Origin of the sequence: Metamycoplasma neophronis, from assembly GCF_006491995.1 — a bacterium.
Taxonomy (GTDB): domain Bacteria; phylum Bacillota_I; class Bacilli_A; order Mycoplasmatales; family Metamycoplasmataceae; genus Metamycoplasma; species Metamycoplasma neophronis.
On sequence record NZ_VHHP01000065.1, the window covers coordinates 1 to 516 of the forward strand.

Sequence of the window (516 nt, forward strand, 5' to 3'; positions counted from 1 at the left end):
GCCCGGGATGTCGGCGGACCGCCGCTGGTGTTCCAGCTGCTGTGGTACCCGACGACCATGGCCGACCTGTCGCTGCCGTCTTTCACCGAAAATGCCGATGCGCCAATCCTGGACCGTGACGTCATCGACGCGTTCCTGGCCTGGTATGTGCCGGGGCTGGACATCAGTGATCACACGATGCTGCCCACGACACTGGCCCCGGGAAACGCTGACCTGTCCGGCCTGCCTCCCGCCTTCATCGGCACCGCCGAGCATGATCCGCTGCGCGACGACGGTGCTTGCTACGCCGAATTGCTCACGGCCGCAGGGGTTTCCGTAGAGCTAAGCAACGAGCCCACCATGGTGCACGGCTACGTCAACTTCGCCCTGGTGGTGCCCGCCGCGGCCGAAGCCACCGGCCGCGGCTTGGCGGCGCTGAAGAGGGCGTTGCACGCATAACGTCGGCGGCATGCCCGGTCGGCTGAATCGCCGCCCGCCGCGGTGCCGCCCGGGCCGCACATTGTGATGTATGATATG

Annotated in this window: 1 protein-coding gene; it reads left to right on the forward strand. The window is 67.1% G+C overall.

Features of this window, described 5'->3' with window-relative positions:
• A partial coding sequence (locus tag FJR74_RS08555) for an alpha/beta hydrolase fold domain-containing protein (protein WP_140915082.1) occupies window positions 1–438 on the forward strand: 438 nt, incomplete at its 5' end.
• Between the last annotated feature and the right edge of the window lie 78 nt (window positions 439–516).